At 55.2% G+C, this 15,541-nt stretch carries 16 protein-coding genes; 9 read left to right on the top strand and 7 right to left on the bottom strand.

What is annotated here, in order from left to right:
* The first annotated feature begins 6 nt into the window (after window positions 1–6).
* A complete protein-coding gene (locus tag B0X70_RS05695) occupies window positions 7–396 on the top strand; it encodes an SMI1/KNR4 family protein (protein WP_217471100.1) in 390 nt (129 codons plus the stop codon).
* A 78-nt stretch (window positions 397–474) separates the two neighbouring features.
* Here B0X70_RS05695 and B0X70_RS05690 read toward each other — a convergent pair whose 3' ends face one another.
* The 3 genes from B0X70_RS05690 to B0X70_RS25020 form a co-directional block, all read right to left on the bottom strand.
* Window positions 475–717: a SymE family type I addiction module toxin gene (locus tag B0X70_RS05690; RefSeq protein WP_217471099.1), complete on the bottom strand. Its 243-nt coding sequence runs from the start codon at window positions 715–717 to the stop codon at window positions 475–477.
* 103 nt (window positions 718–820) lie between these two features.
* Window positions 821–1,063 carry a hypothetical protein gene (locus tag B0X70_RS25025; RefSeq protein ID WP_246593447.1) on the bottom strand — a complete coding sequence of 81 codons (243 nt, stop codon included), beginning with the start codon at window positions 1,061–1,063 and terminating at the stop codon, window positions 821–823.
* Entirely contained in the window at window positions 1,033–1,206 is a 174-nt protein-coding gene (locus B0X70_RS25020) for a helix-turn-helix domain-containing protein (protein ID WP_246593446.1), read from the bottom strand. The genes B0X70_RS25025 and B0X70_RS25020 overlap by 31 nt, the downstream gene beginning before the upstream one ends.
* Window positions 1,207–1,307: 101 nt before the next feature.
* On the opposite strand from B0X70_RS25020, the gene B0X70_RS05680 reads away from it, so the two are divergent.
* Together B0X70_RS05680 and xerC (B0X70_RS05675) are read left to right on the top strand one after the other, a co-directional pair.
* Complete coding sequence (locus B0X70_RS05680) at window positions 1,308–4,625, top strand: CHC2 zinc finger domain-containing protein (RefSeq protein ID WP_217471097.1); 3,318 nt, start codon at window positions 1,308–1,310, stop codon at window positions 4,623–4,625.
* Window positions 4,612–5,724 carry a site-specific tyrosine recombinase XerC gene (gene xerC, locus B0X70_RS05675; protein WP_217471096.1) on the top strand — a complete coding sequence of 371 codons (1,113 nt, stop codon included), beginning with the start codon at window positions 4,612–4,614 and terminating at the stop codon, window positions 5,722–5,724. Before B0X70_RS05680 ends, xerC (B0X70_RS05675) begins: the two co-directional genes overlap by 14 nt.
* A gap of 247 nt (window positions 5,725–5,971) precedes the next feature.
* On the opposite strand, the gene B0X70_RS05670 is transcribed toward xerC (B0X70_RS05675), so the two are convergent.
* Window positions 5,972–6,247 carry a hypothetical protein gene (locus B0X70_RS05670; RefSeq protein WP_217471095.1) on the bottom strand — a complete coding sequence of 92 codons (276 nt, stop codon included), beginning with the start codon at window positions 6,245–6,247 and terminating at the stop codon, window positions 5,972–5,974.
* Window positions 6,248–6,596: 349 nt separating this feature from the next.
* On the opposite strand from B0X70_RS05670, the gene B0X70_RS25675 reads away from it, so the two are divergent.
* On the top strand, window positions 6,597–7,736 hold the full coding sequence (locus tag B0X70_RS25675) for a hypothetical protein (RefSeq protein WP_217471101.1): 1,140 nt from the start codon (window positions 6,597–6,599) through the stop codon (window positions 7,734–7,736).
* 6 nt (window positions 7,737–7,742) lie between these two features.
* A complete protein-coding gene (locus B0X70_RS05660) occupies window positions 7,743–8,132 on the top strand; it encodes an SMI1/KNR4 family protein (RefSeq protein ID WP_217471100.1) in 390 nt (129 codons plus the stop codon).
* A 78-nt stretch (window positions 8,133–8,210) separates the two neighbouring features.
* Here B0X70_RS05660 and B0X70_RS05655 read toward each other — a convergent pair whose 3' ends face one another.
* Both B0X70_RS05655 and B0X70_RS05650 read right to left on the bottom strand, forming a co-directional pair.
* Window positions 8,211–8,453 carry a SymE family type I addiction module toxin gene (locus tag B0X70_RS05655; protein ID WP_217471099.1) on the bottom strand — a complete coding sequence of 81 codons (243 nt, stop codon included), beginning with the start codon at window positions 8,451–8,453 and terminating at the stop codon, window positions 8,211–8,213.
* Window positions 8,454–8,556: 103 nt separating this feature from the next.
* Entirely contained in the window at window positions 8,557–8,943 is a 387-nt protein-coding gene (locus B0X70_RS05650) for a helix-turn-helix transcriptional regulator (RefSeq protein WP_217471098.1), read from the bottom strand.
* Window positions 8,944–9,044: 101 nt separating this feature from the next.
* Here B0X70_RS05650 and B0X70_RS05645 point away from each other — a divergent pair, with 101 nt between their 5' ends.
* The gene (locus B0X70_RS05645; protein ID WP_217471097.1) at window positions 9,045–12,362 is read left to right on the top strand and encodes a CHC2 zinc finger domain-containing protein; all 3,318 of its coding nucleotides are present in this window, start codon (window positions 9,045–9,047) and stop codon (window positions 12,360–12,362) included.
* The gene (gene xerC, locus B0X70_RS05640) at window positions 12,349–13,461 is read left to right on the top strand and encodes a site-specific tyrosine recombinase XerC (RefSeq protein WP_217471096.1); all 1,113 of its coding nucleotides are present in this window, start codon (window positions 12,349–12,351) and stop codon (window positions 13,459–13,461) included. The genes B0X70_RS05645 and xerC (B0X70_RS05640) overlap by 14 nt, the downstream gene beginning before the upstream one ends.
* Before the next feature lie 247 nt (window positions 13,462–13,708).
* Here xerC (B0X70_RS05640) and B0X70_RS05635 read toward each other — a convergent pair whose 3' ends face one another.
* Window positions 13,709–13,984 carry a hypothetical protein gene (locus B0X70_RS05635; RefSeq protein WP_217471095.1) on the bottom strand — a complete coding sequence of 92 codons (276 nt, stop codon included), beginning with the start codon at window positions 13,982–13,984 and terminating at the stop codon, window positions 13,709–13,711.
* Between the two features lie 349 nt (window positions 13,985–14,333).
* Here B0X70_RS05635 and B0X70_RS25670 point away from each other — a divergent pair, with 349 nt between their 5' ends.
* Both B0X70_RS25670 and B0X70_RS05625 read left to right on the top strand, forming a co-directional pair.
* On the top strand, window positions 14,334–15,170 hold the full coding sequence (locus tag B0X70_RS25670; RefSeq protein WP_110086566.1) for a polymorphic toxin type 17 domain-containing protein: 837 nt from the start codon (window positions 14,334–14,336) through the stop codon (window positions 15,168–15,170).
* A 5-nt stretch (window positions 15,171–15,175) separates the two neighbouring features.
* Window positions 15,176–15,391: an Imm31 family immunity protein gene (locus B0X70_RS05625; RefSeq protein ID WP_200868816.1), complete on the top strand. Its 216-nt coding sequence runs from the start codon at window positions 15,176–15,178 to the stop codon at window positions 15,389–15,391.
* The last annotated feature ends 150 nt before the right edge of the window (window positions 15,392–15,541 follow it).

Here is a 15,541-nt window from a genome sequence, read left to right as displayed (position 1 = left end):
TTTATTATGTCATGTTACTTATATTCACCAGAAGAGCTACCAAAAGGATTTAATTTTCCATCGCATTTTTTGGAAATAGTAACTCAAGAATCTATTTTGGATTTAGAACCTTGGTGGTTTTTGTGCGAATTTGAAAAGTTCGCTAAATACTGGTTGTCTGAAATGAATACGCAATTTCCAGAAAGGCAACTCATACCATTTGCAAAAATATCTTATTCTGATGATATTGCTTGCTTTGATGGCTTTGATGTCTCAGGTGATCCAAAAGTATTTTTTATCCATGCTTTTGCGTCAACTGGGTGGGAAGATAGAGGGAGCCTTAATAATTTTGATGAGTGGCTAGAATTAGCAAAGGAAGAATCAGTGCGTTATAAAATGGATCAGCAAGCAGAGTAACAAGTGAGGCTTTGCTAATTAAGGTTGTATAAATAGCGTTAAGATCCCAGCCAAGCGCTGGGATTTTCCCTTTAACGGTTAGCTGTTCTCAACGAGCCGGATAATCAACTGTCCGTGCTCAACACTGACCTGCACTGGCTGCCCGGTCACAAAGCCCGCTTCTTCCAGCCAGTTACCTTTAAGATGCAAGCTGGGATGCTGGCTGTAATAGCGGGTCATGCCGGTGTTCCGGTCAGCGTGACATCGGCTGATATAGCCGACCTTATAGCGGCGTTGCGCTTTCGAACTGCCTGAATTTACATTACAATCGCGTTCAGCCATAGCTAACTACCTCTGATAGTGGGTTGTGGTTAGCAGCGTTATCCGGGTGGCAGCCCGGTAATGCTGCGTCGATAAAAGTCGTCTCTTCTGTAGCAAATGCCTTCTACGATGTCAGTAACTGCGTCATCTTTGAACGTTTAAGTAAACTGTCCATTAACACAATCAGCGCCTGCTGATCTTCATCCGAAAGCGAATCCATCTGAGTCACGAGCGCCTGTAAACGGGGATTATGTATCTGTGGTGGTGTCATCGGTTCCAGCCCGACGAGTGCATCCAGGCTACTCTGTAATACCTGAGCGATCCTGACCACAGCATCTAGTTGGGGAACAGAAGCCCCCGTTCCCAACGGTTATACACCCGGCGATCGACATTGAGCAGTTCAGCGAGTCTGGCCTGTGTCATTTTACGGGCTTCTCTGGCTTCCTTTAGTCGCTTGGCAAACAGTTGCATATCTTCCTCACAAATCCAGTTCGGTAATGAGATGTGCATTGTAAGCCCTCCTTTTTAATTGCTTGACTCAATGGCTATATTATAGTCTCATATTAATGCTACTACAATGTCTATTGACAGGTTTTTACAGGAGGTCATTGATGACCCGCATTCCCGATACCGATTTAGCCCGTTTAAAGCAAACCGTCTCGTTGCTGGGGCTGGCGCGTAAGCAAGGCCGTGCGATGAAAAAACGCGGTGAGGATTATGTGCTGCGCTGTCCGTTCCATCACGAGAAAACGCCCTCAATGGTGATATCGCCTGCCAAGAACCTGTATCACTGCTTTGGCTGTGGCGCCGCGGGGTCGGTACTGGACTGGGTGATACAAACGGAAGGGGTGACGCTGAAAATCGCTATCCGCCGGCTGCGGGAGCTGGCCGGGTTGCCGGATATGGACAATGCAGTTATGGCCGCTTCTTCTTTAGCCGCCCCGCCGGGATCACAGGCGGCCCCCCTGCCGCGCCCGAAACTGGCCGACCTGGACGATGACGGGCAGGCGCTGTTGCATCAGGTGATTGATTTTTATCATCAGAACTTACTGGCATCACCGGAAGCCCAAGCCTGGCTGGCACGACGCGGACTGCATCATCCTGAACTGGTCAGTCACTTTAAGCTGGGGTATGCGGGCCATCACGGTATCAGCGGTTCCGCGGGGTTGTTGCCGTCCAAAGACAGTCAGGAAGGTCAGCAGTTGCGCGGCAAGCTGTCGGGGCTGGGCGTGTTGCGTACGACCACCCGGCAGGACCACTTCCGGGGCTGCGTCGTGGTGCCAATAATCGGCTGGGCCGAATCGGCCAGTGTGGCCAGCCGCGGGCGGGTGCTGCAACTGTATGGCCGCCGAACCCAGCCGGATTACAAAGTCCTGAAAGACAGCCCAAAGCATCTGTACCTGTCCTCACCCCTGGCCGGGGTCTGGAATGAGGCAGCGATGAAAGCCGCTGCGGAAATTATCCTGTGCGAAGCGCTGATCGATGCCATGACGTTCTGGTGTGCCGGGTTCCGCAACGTGATTGCCGCGTTCGGGGTGAACGGGTTTAACCGTGAGTCCCTCGAAGCCTTGCAGTATCACGGCGTGAAACGGGTGCTGATTGCCTTTGACCGCGATGAGGCCGGAGACCGTGGCGCGGCTAATGTGGCGGCTGATTTACTGGAAGCCGGTATCGAGGCATGGCGGGTGCAGTTCCCGCCGGGCATGGATGCCAATGACTATGCGCTGAAAAGCGGCAATGCCGAACATGCGCTGGGGCTGGCGTTGCAACAGGCGGTCTGGCTGGGACAGGGAACCGCGCCGGGCGCGGTGTTCAGCCATGAGCGGCCCGTCTCGCCGAGTGTGACGGAAAAGCCCCAAAGTGCCGGTGTGGCTGAATCCTCTTCTTTAGCCGCCCTGCCTGAGCTGACCGTTGCACCCGTGCCCTGTGAGCGCACGGCCTGCGGTGAACTGTTGATGAAAAGCGGCCCCCGGGTCTGGCGGGTACGGGGGATGAAGAAATCGCCGGTACCCGATGTGATGAAAGTCAATGTGCAGGTGCGGGATGAAACGTCCGGCCTGTTCCATGTGGATACACTGGACATGTATCACGCGCGGCATCGTCAGAACTACATCAGCACGGCGGCGCAAGAGCTGGAATGCGAGCTGTCGGTCATCAAACGCGAAGCCGGGCGGGTCTTGCTGATGCTGGAGCAGCAACAGGATGCCGAGCAGCGAGCGGAGGCCGAAGCCTCAGGGACAACGGCCGTCACGGTCAGCGCGGAAGACGAAGCCGCCGCGCTGGCGTTGCTGACATCGCCAAACCTGACAGAACAGATTATCCACGACATGGCCGCCTGTGGCGTGGTCGGCGAATCCACCAATCTGCTGACCGGGTATCTGGCGGCAGTCTCGCGCAAACTGGATAAACCGCTGGCCGTGTTAATCCAGAGCAGCAGCGCGGCAGGCAAGAGCAGCCTGATGGAGGCGGTGCTGAACCTGATGCCGGAAGAGGAGCGTATCCAGTACTCGGCAATGACCGGGCAGAGCCTCTACTATCTGGGAGAAACCAGCCTGCAACACAAAATACTGGCGATAGCCGAAGAAGAAGGCGTGCGGCAGGCGGCCTATGCCCTGAAACTGTTGCAGTCCGACGGCGAGCTGAAAATCGCCAGCACCGGCAAAAACGAACAGAGCGGCGAGCTGGTGACGCGGGAATACAAGGTACAGGGCCCGGTGATGCTGATGTTAACGACGACGGCCATTGATGTGGATGAAGAGCTGCTGAACCGCTGTCTGGTGCTGACGGTCAACGAATCGCGCGAGCAGACGCAAGCCATCCACGCGATGCAACGGCACCGTCAGACACTGGCAGGGTTGCTGGCTGACTCGGAGAAAAGCTATCTGACACAGTTACACCAGAACGCCCAGCGCCTGTTAAGGCCGCTGAAAGTGGTCAATCCTTACGCCCATCAACTGACGTTCCTGTCAGACAAAACCCGGATGCGGCGCGACCATATGAAATACCTCACCTTGATACAGGCCATTGCCTTACTGCACCAGTACCAACGGGAAATCAAGAAAACCACGCATCGCGGGCAGGTGATTGAATATATCGAAGTGACGAAAGACGATATCCAGCTCGCTAACCAACTGGCACATGAAGTTCTGGGGCGCACACTGGATGAAATGCCGCCGCAGACGCGTAAGCTGTTGTTATTAATACAGGAGTGGGTACGGGAAACCGCCGGACAACAGGCGGTCAGGGTCGATGAACTGCATTTTACCCGGCGGGATATTCGGGCCGCTCTGCACTGGGGCGATACGCAACTGAAAGTGCATCTGGCGCGGTTGCTAGAAATGGAATACCTGTTGCTGCATCGCCGCGGGCTGACCTACGAATATACGCTGCTGTGGGATGGTGAAGATACTGGGCAACCACATCTGTGCGGGTTACTGGAGATGACGGAATCCCAGTCAGAAACGGCAGGTGATGCGTTCCGGTCGGGGTCAGAGGATGTTCAGTCGGGCACAGGTCGGGGCAGGGTCGGCAGTCAGTCGGTCAGTCAAAATCCGGCCTCAGGGCAGGCAACACCAGACTTATCGGCGGAAGTGGCCGGGGTAAAACAAAAAACGGCTATTAAGGCAGAAAAAAAACCGGCTTCAATCCCCCTGCCCGAAGAAACAGAAATGGCGAATGACGCTGTTGCGGGCAAGGCGTTCCGGTCGGGGTCAGAGGGTGTTCAGTCGGGTACAGGTCGGCCCCAGGTCGGTACACAGCCGGACAGACAAAATCCGGCCTCAGCACAGACAGCACAAGGCTTAACAACAGAACCGGGCGGAGCCGGAAAGAAAACGGTTAACAGACATAAAACGCAAAAGGCCCCACCGCCCGCTGCCTCAGCCGCCCATTCCCAATCCGAAACGGAGGTTAATCATGGCAAACCGTAAACCGCGCAAAGGAAGTCTCCTGACCGTCGATGACGTCTACCGTCAGCCTGTCGGTCCGGCACATGACCCAAAAAGCCTGTATGCGCTGCTGCTGCGCTTCGTGGCATGGCGGCAGGAGCGGAACTGGTCGGAAACCACGCTGAAAGTACAGACCCATCACACCTATCGCTTTATCCTGTGGGCCACGGAACGGGGCCTGTACTATGCCGCGGATATCACCCGGCCGATACTGGAGCGTTACCAGCGTTATCTGTACCAGTACCGCAAGACCAACGGAGAGCCGCTGAGCATCCGCACCCAGCGCACGCAGTTGCAGCCGTTACAGGTGTGGTTCAAATGGCTGACGAAACAGAATCTGATACTGGCGAACCCGGCAGCGGACATTGAGTTGCCGCGGGAAGAAAAACGGCTGCCAAAGTATATCCTGAGCATTGATGAAATCGAGCATATCCTGTCGCTGCCTGACCCGCATACGTTGCAGGGCGCGCGCGACCGGGCCCTGATGGAGCTGCTCTGGTCAACGGGGATACGGCGCAGTGAAGCGGCCCGGCTCGATATCTACAGCATTGACGGGTCACGCAAAACCGTGACCATCCGGCAGGGCAAGGGCAATAAAGACCGGGTGTTGCCCCTCGGCGAACGGGCTTTAAGCTGGCTCCAGTTCTATCAGCAACAGGTCCGCCCGCAACTGCTGGTCACCCCGGACCTTCAATCGCTGTTCGTGGCGATGGACGGTCTGGACGGGTTGCAGCCGAACGGTATCACGAATGCCGTGAGCGGCTATATCCGGGCCGCCGGCATCGAGAAAAAAGGTGCCTGCCACCTGTTCCGGCACGCGATGGCAACCCAGATGCTGGAGAACGGGGCGGACCTGCGCTGGATACAGGCCATGTTAGGCCATGCCAGCGTGGAATCCACCCAGGTGTATACGCAGGTCTCTATCCGGGCCTTGCAGGCGGTACACGCCAGCACCCACCCGGCGGAGCAAATGGCCGACGAAAAAGTCAGCGACGCCGATGAAGTGGGTTTACTGGCCGACCTGTACGCCGACGATAACGCCGACACCGACACGTCGCCGGACAGCCCAGAGCTGACCTGAACCCCCGATACCCGCTGACCGTCCGCCCGCCCCCGTTAAGCTGGGCGGGTTCGGTGTGGGGGCAGACCGTGGCCGGACTGCCCGTCAGCCCTGGCGCACGCGGGGGTAAATAGTCGTCAGGCGGCGCAAGCCCCGGCGTCCCCGTTGAGCTGGTACAGGCCGCCCAACGCCTATTCAACATAATGCGGGGGAATTATACGCACTGCGCCGGTGAGCCCGGGCAACCGCCTGAGCATTGATGAGCGGCTTAATGCGTATAATTGGCATTATGTCTTGCGCCCCCGCGGGTCGGCATTGCGGGGAGTGGCGCACAAGGCTGCGCCTTATGCTCTAACCGACTGAGCCGGACATCGGCAACCCTGAGTTCTTCTTTAGCTGCCGTGCCAACGTCCGGCCAACACCCCTGAAGGCAGGTCGGCCTGCGGCCTCCGTTAATTAACGTCCCCCCGCCCCAACCCTGCTGCACTGGCTGCGCGCGGCTCGCACTGCGCTGCGCTCCGTTGCTCGTCCCCGTGCTCGCCATCTCCGCCCCGTGCAGCCCCCAGGGGCTTCCCTGAACAAAATCGCGTGGTCATGCAAGGTCATTGCAAACCGAAGCCACAGTGCCTCAGAGCGTCGCAGAGGCGCCGCTTGCGGGCTCTCTGCCGCCCGCGCCCGCAGAACGGACGCCCGCCGCCCAAACAAGTTGGGCGACGTTCGCCCGTTGCCGAAAAAGGCGCTACACTGACCAGAGCGCGGCGGGAAAAACCGGCCTTCGGAAGCGAAAAGCGCGTCAGGGGGTTTTGGGTTCGGCGGTGAACGTACATCGGAAAAAACGGGGTGTAACTGACTGAGGGTATTAGGAAAATCGGCGTTCGGTAATCAACTTCGCAATGGAATGCGTTGTTATTGAGAATAATGCGCTGGCCTCCCGAAATCTGGGCGATTGCCGCACGCTGTCACCGGAAGCCTGTGGTAAGGCCAAAGAACTGAGCCAGCGGATTCTGGATAAAGGTCTGCCGTCGGTTGAAGACATGCGCGGTAAACTGGCATCGTGTCAGGATGACCGTTGCCGTAAAGGGGTCTGGGCAGAATACCGGCAGGCCAGTGATGCGACCATCAACAGCCTGAAACAGATGGCGTTGAGTGGTGAGTTGAGCCGCGAAGAACTGGCATTCATCAACCATGAGCTGGGTAAGGAGCTGGCTGTTTCAGGTTACCGTGCCAATGACAAGCTGGGGCGTTCAGAGCAGAGCAGTTGGCTAAATGGCGGCAGCGGACCCCTCTCCGGGTTCTTTAACACGGAACTGCGCCAAAAAGAGCTGGAAAACGCCGGGTTATCCAAAGCCGATGCGGCGCAGTACGTGCAGGAAGAGCAGCGTAACCTGTTGCTGCTGGAGACTGCGGTCGGAGCTATTGGAGGCGCAGCCAATAATAAGATTCAGGCGAAGCCATCACCTGTATCATCAAAAAATAATGTTGATAAAAGCGTCCCGGGGGAAGCTACTCAAGTACAGCCTAACCAAACTGCTAATGTGGGAGCAAAAGGAAATAACGCATCTGCAAATCAGCCTAATAATGCGTCAAAAGGTGCGACAGGCAACATCTCGACGTTTAATCCTAATGAAATCAGATTCTCACAGAACACGGTTTCATATAATAAAACCGAAAGAGGAAGTGGTGTGAAATACAGTTATGATGATCTTGTTTCAGGTATGAAAAAAGATGGTTGGAAAGGGGACCCTGTTGATGTTGTAAAAATGCCTGATGGGAAATTTACCAGTATGGATAACACTCGTATAACTGCTGCGAGAGAAGCGGGTATTGATATTAAGGCTAATGTTCGCAGCTTCGATGATAAATTAACTCCAGCAGAATCAATCAGGTTTTCTGACCCCAGAAGAGGACTTGAGCCTAAAACTTGGGGAGAGGCAATAACAGGACGGATTAATAAGCAAACTGGTGGTTTTAGTAAAAATAACCCCTATGGTTCTGATGCTCCCCCTAGAATAACTGGAAAATCAAAGGATTAATTTATTATGTCATGTTACTTATATTCACCAGAAGAGCTACCAAAAGGATTTAATTTTCCATCGCATTTTTTGGAAATAGTAACTCAAGAATCTATTTTGGATTTAGAACCTTGGTGGTTTTTGTGCGAATTTGAAAAGTTCGCTAAATACTGGTTGTCTGAAATGAATACGCAATTTCCAGAAAGGCAACTCATACCATTTGCAAAAATATCTTATTCTGATGATATTGCTTGCTTTGATGGCTTTGATGTCTCAGGTGATCCAAAAGTATTTTTTATCCATGCTTTTGCGTCAACTGGGTGGGAAGATAGAGGGAGCCTTAATAATTTTGATGAGTGGCTAGAATTAGCAAAGGAAGAATCAGTGCGTTATAAAATGGATCAGCAAGCAGAGTAACAAGTGAGGCTTTGCTAATTAAGGTTGTATAAATAGCGTTAAGATCCCAGCCAAGCGCTGGGATTTTCCCTTTAACGGTTAGCTGTTCTCAACGAGCCGGATAATCAACTGTCCGTGCTCAACACTGACCTGCACTGGCTGCCCGGTCACAAAGCCCGCTTCTTCCAGCCAGTTACCTTTAAGATGCAAGCTGGGATGCTGGCTGTAATAGCGGGTCATGCCGGTGTTCCGGTCAGCGTGACATCGGCTGATATAGCCGACCTTATAGCGGCGTTGCGCTTTCGAACTGCCTGAATTTACATTACAATCGCGTTCAGCCATAGCTAACTACCTCTGATAGTGGGTTGTGGTTAGCAGCGTTATCCGGGTGGCAGCCCGGTAATGCTGCGTCGATAAAAGTCGTCTCTTCTGTAGCAAATGCCTTCTACGATGTCAGTAACTGCGTCATCTTTGAACGTTTAAGTAAACTGTCCATTAACACAATCAGCGCCTGCTGATCTTCATCCGAAAGCGAATCCATCTGAGTCACGAGCGCCTGTAAACGGGGATTATGTATCTGTGGTGGTGTCATCGGTTCCAGCCCGACGAGTGCATCCAGGCTACTCTGTAATACCTGAGCGATCCTGACCACAGCATCTAGTTGGGGAACAGAAGCCCCCCGTTCCCAACGGTTATACACCCGGCGATCGACATTGAGCAGTTCAGCGAGTCTGGCCTGTGTCATTTTACGGGCTTCTCTGGCTTCCTTTAGTCGCTTGGCAAACAGTTGCATATCTTCCTCACAAATCCAGTTCGGTAATGAGATGTGCATTGTAAGCCCTCCTTTTTAATTGCTTGACTCAATGGCTATATTATAGTCTCATATTAATGCTACTACAATGTCTATTGACAGGTTTTTACAGGAGGTCATTGATGACCCGCATTCCCGATACCGATTTAGCCCGTTTAAAGCAAACCGTCTCGTTGCTGGGGCTGGCGCGTAAGCAAGGCCGTGCGATGAAAAAACGCGGTGAGGATTATGTGCTGCGCTGTCCGTTCCATCACGAGAAAACGCCCTCAATGGTGATATCGCCTGCCAAGAACCTGTATCACTGCTTTGGCTGTGGCGCCGCGGGGTCGGTACTGGACTGGGTGATACAAACGGAAGGGGTGACGCTGAAAATCGCTATCCGCCGGCTGCGGGAGCTGGCCGGGTTGCCGGATATGGACAATGCAGTTATGGCCGCTTCTTCTTTAGCCGCCCCGCCGGGATCACAGGCGGCCCCCCTGCCGCGCCCGAAACTGGCCGACCTGGACGATGACGGGCAGGCGCTGTTGCATCAGGTGATTGATTTTTATCATCAGAACTTACTGGCATCACCGGAAGCCCAAGCCTGGCTGGCACGACGCGGACTGCATCATCCTGAACTGGTCAGTCACTTTAAGCTGGGGTATGCGGGCCATCACGGTATCAGCGGTTCCGCGGGGTTGTTGCCGTCCAAAGACAGTCAGGAAGGTCAGCAGTTGCGCGGCAAGCTGTCGGGGCTGGGCGTGTTGCGTACGACCACCCGGCAGGACCACTTCCGGGGCTGCGTCGTGGTGCCAATAATCGGCTGGGCCGAATCGGCCAGTGTGGCCAGCCGCGGGCGGGTGCTGCAACTGTATGGCCGCCGAACCCAGCCGGATTACAAAGTCCTGAAAGACAGCCCAAAGCATCTGTACCTGTCCTCACCCCTGGCCGGGGTCTGGAATGAGGCAGCGATGAAAGCCGCTGCGGAAATTATCCTGTGCGAAGCGCTGATCGATGCCATGACGTTCTGGTGTGCCGGGTTCCGCAACGTGATTGCCGCGTTCGGGGTGAACGGGTTTAACCGTGAGTCCCTCGAAGCCTTGCAGTATCACGGCGTGAAACGGGTGCTGATTGCCTTTGACCGCGATGAGGCCGGAGACCGTGGCGCGGCTAATGTGGCGGCTGATTTACTGGAAGCCGGTATCGAGGCATGGCGGGTGCAGTTCCCGCCGGGCATGGATGCCAATGACTATGCGCTGAAAAGCGGCAATGCCGAACATGCGCTGGGGCTGGCGTTGCAACAGGCGGTCTGGCTGGGACAGGGAACCGCGCCGGGCGCGGTGTTCAGCCATGAGCGGCCCGTCTCGCCGAGTGTGACGGAAAAGCCCCAAAGTGCCGGTGTGGCTGAATCCTCTTCTTTAGCCGCCCTGCCTGAGCTGACCGTTGCACCCGTGCCCTGTGAGCGCACGGCCTGCGGTGAACTGTTGATGAAAAGCGGCCCCCGGGTCTGGCGGGTACGGGGGATGAAGAAATCGCCGGTACCCGATGTGATGAAAGTCAATGTGCAGGTGCGGGATGAAACGTCCGGCCTGTTCCATGTGGATACACTGGACATGTATCACGCGCGGCATCGTCAGAACTACATCAGCACGGCGGCGCAAGAGCTGGAATGCGAGCTGTCGGTCATCAAACGCGAAGCCGGGCGGGTCTTGCTGATGCTGGAGCAGCAACAGGATGCCGAGCAGCGAGCGGAGGCCGAAGCCTCAGGGACAACGGCCGTCACGGTCAGCGCGGAAGACGAAGCCGCCGCGCTGGCGTTGCTGACATCGCCAAACCTGACAGAACAGATTATCCACGACATGGCCGCCTGTGGCGTGGTCGGCGAATCCACCAATCTGCTGACCGGGTATCTGGCGGCAGTCTCGCGCAAACTGGATAAACCGCTGGCCGTGTTAATCCAGAGCAGCAGCGCGGCAGGCAAGAGCAGCCTGATGGAGGCGGTGCTGAACCTGATGCCGGAAGAGGAGCGTATCCAGTACTCGGCAATGACCGGGCAGAGCCTCTACTATCTGGGAGAAACCAGCCTGCAACACAAAATACTGGCGATAGCCGAAGAAGAAGGCGTGCGGCAGGCGGCCTATGCCCTGAAACTGTTGCAGTCCGACGGCGAGCTGAAAATCGCCAGCACCGGCAAAAACGAACAGAGCGGCGAGCTGGTGACGCGGGAATACAAGGTACAGGGCCCGGTGATGCTGATGTTAACGACGACGGCCATTGATGTGGATGAAGAGCTGCTGAACCGCTGTCTGGTGCTGACGGTCAACGAATCGCGCGAGCAGACGCAAGCCATCCACGCGATGCAACGGCACCGTCAGACACTGGCAGGGTTGCTGGCTGACTCGGAGAAAAGCTATCTGACACAGTTACACCAGAACGCCCAGCGCCTGTTAAGGCCGCTGAAAGTGGTCAATCCTTACGCCCATCAACTGACGTTCCTGTCAGACAAAACCCGGATGCGGCGCGACCATATGAAATACCTCACCTTGATACAGGCCATTGCCTTACTGCACCAGTACCAACGGGAAATCAAGAAAACCACGCATCGCGGGCAGGTGATTGAATATATCGAAGTGACGAAAGACGATATCCAGCTCGCTAACCAACTGGCACATGAAGTTCTGGGGCGCACACTGGATGAAATGCCGCCGCAGACGCGTAAGCTGTTGTTATTAATACAGGAGTGGGTACGGGAAACCGCCGGACAACAGGCGGTCAGGGTCGATGAACTGCATTTTACCCGGCGGGATATTCGGGCCGCTCTGCACTGGGGCGATACGCAACTGAAAGTGCATCTGGCGCGGTTGCTAGAAATGGAATACCTGTTGCTGCATCGCCGCGGGCTGACCTACGAATATACGCTGCTGTGGGATGGTGAAGATACTGGGCAACCACATCTGTGCGGGTTACTGGAGATGACGGAATCCCAGTCAGAAACGGCAGGTGATGCGTTCCGGTCGGGGTCAGAGGATGTTCAGTCGGGCACAGGTCGGGGCAGGGTCGGCAGTCAGTCGGTCAGTCAAAATCCGGCCTCAGGGCAGGCAACACCAGACTTATCGGCGGAAGTGGCCGGGGTAAAACAAAAAACGGCTATTAAGGCAGAAAAAAAACCGGCTTCAATCCCCCTGCCCGAAGAAACAGAAATGGCGAATGACGCTGTTGCGGGCAAGGCGTTCCGGTCGGGGTCAGAGGGTGTTCAGTCGGGTACAGGTCGGCCCCAGGTCGGTACACAGCCGGACAGACAAAATCCGGCCTCAGCACAGACAGCACAAGGCTTAACAACAGAACCGGGCGGAGCCGGAAAGAAAACGGTTAACAGACATAAAACGCAAAAGGCCCCACCGCCCGCTGCCTCAGCCGCCCATTCCCAATCCGAAACGGAGGTTAATCATGGCAAACCGTAAACCGCGCAAAGGAAGTCTCCTGACCGTCGATGACGTCTACCGTCAGCCTGTCGGTCCGGCACATGACCCAAAAAGCCTGTATGCGCTGCTGCTGCGCTTCGTGGCATGGCGGCAGGAGCGGAACTGGTCGGAAACCACGCTGAAAGTACAGACCCATCACACCTATCGCTTTATCCTGTGGGCCACGGAACGGGGCCTGTACTATGCCGCGGATATCACCCGGCCGATACTGGAGCGTTACCAGCGTTATCTGTACCAGTACCGCAAGACCAACGGAGAGCCGCTGAGCATCCGCACCCAGCGCACGCAGTTGCAGCCGTTACAGGTGTGGTTCAAATGGCTGACGAAACAGAATCTGATACTGGCGAACCCGGCAGCGGACATTGAGTTGCCGCGGGAAGAAAAACGGCTGCCAAAGTATATCCTGAGCATTGATGAAATCGAGCATATCCTGTCGCTGCCTGACCCGCATACGTTGCAGGGCGCGCGCGACCGGGCCCTGATGGAGCTGCTCTGGTCAACGGGGATACGGCGCAGTGAAGCGGCCCGGCTCGATATCTACAGCATTGACGGGTCACGCAAAACCGTGACCATCCGGCAGGGCAAGGGCAATAAAGACCGGGTGTTGCCCCTCGGCGAACGGGCTTTAAGCTGGCTCCAGTTCTATCAGCAACAGGTCCGCCCGCAACTGCTGGTCACCCCGGACCTTCAATCGCTGTTCGTGGCGATGGACGGTCTGGACGGGTTGCAGCCGAACGGTATCACGAATGCCGTGAGCGGCTATATCCGGGCCGCCGGCATCGAGAAAAAAGGTGCCTGCCACCTGTTCCGGCACGCGATGGCAACCCAGATGCTGGAGAACGGGGCGGACCTGCGCTGGATACAGGCCATGTTAGGCCATGCCAGCGTGGAATCCACCCAGGTGTATACGCAGGTCTCTATCCGGGCCTTGCAGGCGGTACACGCCAGCACCCACCCGGCGGAGCAAATGGCCGACGAAAAAGTCAGCGACGCCGATGAAGTGGGTTTACTGGCCGACCTGTACGCCGACGATAACGCCGACACCGACACGTCGCCGGACAGCCCAGAGCTGACCTGAACCCCCGATACCCGCTGACCGTCCGCCCGCCCCCGTTAAGCTGGGCGGGTTCGGTGTGGGGGCAGACCGTGGCCGGACTGCCCGTCAGCCCTGGCGCACGCGGGGGTAAATAGTCGTCAGGCGGCGCAAGCCCCGGCGTCCCCGTTGAGCTGGTACAGGCCGCCCAACGCCTATTCAACATAATGCGGGGGAATTATACGCACTGCGCCGGTGAGCCCGGGCAACCGCCTGAGCATTGATGAGCGGCTTAATGCGTATAATTGGCATTATGTCTTGCGCCCCCGCGGGTCGGCATTGCGGGGAGTGGCGCACAAGGCTGCGCCTTATGCTCTAACCGACTGAGCCGGACATCGGCAACCCTGAGTTCTTCTTTAGCTGCCGTGCCAACGTCCGGCCAACACCCCTGAAGGCAGGTCGGCCTGCGGCCTCCGTTAATTAACGTCCCCCCGCCCCAACCCTGCTGCACTGGCTGCGCGCGGCTCGCACTGCGCTGCGCTCCGTTGCTCGTCCCCGTGCTCGCCATCTCCGCCCCGTGCAGCCCCCAGGGGCTTCCCTGAACAAAATCGCGTGGTCATGCAAGGTCATTGCAAACCGAAGCCACAGTGCCTCAGAGCGTCGCAGAGGCGCCGCTTGCGGGCTCTCTGCCGCCCGCGCCCGCAGAACGGACGCCCGCCGCCCAAACAAGTTGGGCGACGTTCGCCCGTTGCCGAAAAAGGCGCTACACTGACCAGAGCGCGGCGGGAAAAACCGGCCTTCGGAAGCGAAAAGCGCGTCAGGGGGTTTTGGGTTCGGCGGTGAACGTACATCGGAAAAAACGGGGTGTAACTGACTGAGGGTATTAGGAAAATCGGCGTTCGGTAATCAACTTCGCAATGGAATGCGTTGTTGTTGAGAATAACTCGTTATCAGGTGATAAGGCTAGAAAAGCGGTTAAGGAAAGTGCTGAATACTGGAAAGATCAGGTTCGTAACAAACTGGGTGAAAATACGGCTTCTCAGTTGGTTAATGGTGTACTGACTTTTGCTTCTGAAACGGGTGATTTTGTGATGGCAGGCGGGGATACGGCGTTTGATGCAACCGCGGCTTTAGTGACCTGTGCAACAGGCGGTAACTATTGTGAACAGGCAAAAAGTGATCTGAGTAAGAAAGATCAGGCTGTTGCCAATGCCTTTAATTCCCTTGTGAACGGTGAAGCATGGAATGGTATTAAGGATACGGCCATTAAAGCCTCACAAGGTGATCAAAAAGCACTTGAGAATCTGGCAGGCGTAATGACCGGTTTGTTTTCCCCGGTGAAAGAGTTACCTGCTGGAGGCGGTAAACCGTTGGGTGCTGCTTCTGTGGAAAAAAATGGGTCAGCTTTATCCTATGTTGAAGAGCCTCCTTTTAATCCTTCTGGAACTATTGGCTCATCGCAATCTTGGTCAACAAAGGCAAGAGTTAAGTATGTTGAACTTCCTACGGAAGGTAAAATTCGCTATGTTCCGCCAGAAAATTATTCTCCCTCTCAGCCATTACCAAGAGGACCTAATAATGGTTATATTGATAAATTCGGAAATGAATGGGTTAAGGGGGCTTCACGTACTACGGGGCAATCATTCGAGTGGGATGTGCAGCTATCTCGTACCGGTAAGTCCCAACTAAGTTGGGCTACTCGTGATGGCTCTCATCTGAACGTATCGCTTGATGGAAAAATTACACATAAGTGATAAATATGAAAATAGATTTTTATCAAGAAGTTGAAGTTATATCTAGTGCTAAGAATAAGGAATATATCGGCTTGAAGGGGGTAGTTTTAGGTATTAGTGAAGAAGACGGGATTATATATGGTTATTCAGTAATCCTTCACGAAAAAGAGTGCACTGTTTATTTTGAAAAAGATGATCTTATTCCTACAGGGATCAGATTTAAAAGAGAGGATTTTTATTGACAAATATCCTACTAAAGGAACGATACCCCAAATATTGGACAGCCATCTAGCTCTAAAGGTGAAGTTCATTACGCTGGGACAAAATGGCTTATCGAGCTGAAAAGTCGCGTCGGGGCGTTGTGGGCCAAGCATTAAACCACACAGGGAAAA

Origin of the sequence: Photorhabdus akhurstii, assembly GCF_019090985.1 — a bacterium.
Classification (GTDB): Bacteria; Pseudomonadota; Gammaproteobacteria; order Enterobacterales; family Enterobacteriaceae; genus Photorhabdus; species Photorhabdus akhurstii.
Note: the sequence above shows the minus strand (reverse complement) of the source record. Positions and strands in the feature narration are given on the sequence as shown.

What these genes read in the sequence shown, in the direction of transcription:
- B0X70_RS05670 (WP_217471095.1), bottom strand. Translation starts at nt 6,247, where the DNA reads ATGGCGAGCACGGGGACGAGCAACGGAGCGCAGCGCAGTGCGAGCCGC.
- B0X70_RS05690 (WP_217471099.1), bottom strand. Translation starts at nt 717, where the DNA reads ATGGCTGAACGCGATTGTAATGTAAATTCAGGCAGTTCGAAAGCGCAA.
- B0X70_RS05655 (WP_217471099.1), bottom strand. Translation starts at nt 8,453, where the DNA reads ATGGCTGAACGCGATTGTAATGTAAATTCAGGCAGTTCGAAAGCGCAA.
- B0X70_RS05680 (WP_217471097.1), top strand. Translation starts at nt 1,308, where the DNA reads ATGACCCGCATTCCCGATACCGATTTAGCCCGTTTAAAGCAAACCGTC.
- B0X70_RS05650 (WP_217471098.1), bottom strand. Translation starts at nt 8,943, where the DNA reads ATGCACATCTCATTACCGAACTGGATTTGTGAGGAAGATATGCAACTG.
- B0X70_RS05645 (WP_217471097.1), top strand. Translation starts at nt 9,045, where the DNA reads ATGACCCGCATTCCCGATACCGATTTAGCCCGTTTAAAGCAAACCGTC.
- B0X70_RS05695 (WP_217471100.1), top strand. Translation starts at nt 7, where the DNA reads ATGTCATGTTACTTATATTCACCAGAAGAGCTACCAAAAGGATTTAAT.
- B0X70_RS25675 (WP_217471101.1), top strand. Translation starts at nt 6,597, where the DNA reads ATGGAATGCGTTGTTATTGAGAATAATGCGCTGGCCTCCCGAAATCTG.
- xerC (WP_217471096.1), top strand. Translation starts at nt 12,349, where the DNA reads ATGGCAAACCGTAAACCGCGCAAAGGAAGTCTCCTGACCGTCGATGAC.
- xerC (WP_217471096.1), top strand. Translation starts at nt 4,612, where the DNA reads ATGGCAAACCGTAAACCGCGCAAAGGAAGTCTCCTGACCGTCGATGAC.
- B0X70_RS05660 (WP_217471100.1), top strand. Translation starts at nt 7,743, where the DNA reads ATGTCATGTTACTTATATTCACCAGAAGAGCTACCAAAAGGATTTAAT.
- B0X70_RS05635 (WP_217471095.1), bottom strand. Translation starts at nt 13,984, where the DNA reads ATGGCGAGCACGGGGACGAGCAACGGAGCGCAGCGCAGTGCGAGCCGC.
- B0X70_RS05625 (WP_200868816.1), top strand. Translation starts at nt 15,176, where the DNA reads ATGAAAATAGATTTTTATCAAGAAGTTGAAGTTATATCTAGTGCTAAG.
- B0X70_RS25670 (WP_110086566.1), top strand. Translation starts at nt 14,334, where the DNA reads ATGGAATGCGTTGTTGTTGAGAATAACTCGTTATCAGGTGATAAGGCT.
- B0X70_RS25020 (WP_246593446.1), bottom strand. Translation starts at nt 1,206, where the DNA reads ATGCACATCTCATTACCGAACTGGATTTGTGAGGAAGATATGCAACTG.